The organism is Monashia sp. HAY1-2A, from assembly GCF_056755315.1.
In genome coordinates this window covers 1-276 of the sequence record NZ_JBNDHY010000389.1, presented here as the reverse complement: position 1 = coordinate 276, position 276 = coordinate 1, and the positions used below count along the sequence as shown (strand labels likewise).

General features: G+C 66.7%; 1 protein-coding gene. It reads left to right on the top strand.

From position 1 onward, the window contains the following. Nucleotides 1–276: alcohol dehydrogenase catalytic domain-containing protein (locus ACPYOM_RS22430; protein ID WP_481347654.1), on the top strand; the 276-nt coding region annotated here is incomplete at both ends.

The window sequence follows — 276 nt, the reverse complement described above, 5'->3', positions numbered from 1 at the left end:
GTGCCACTCTGACGTGCACGCAACGCGGGGCGAATGGCGGGAACCCCCGTATCCGCTGGTCCCCGGTCACGAAATTGTTGGCCACGTGACCCGGGTGGGATCCGCCGTGGAGGACTTCGCGACTGGAGACCGTGTTGGCGTGGGCTGCATGGTGGATTCGTGCCGGGAGTGCGACAGCTGCCTTGAAGGCCTGGAGCAGTACTGCGAGCGTGGCAACGTCGGGACCTACGGGGCGGCCGATCCCCGGCACGCAGACGCCATTACGCAGGGTGGATA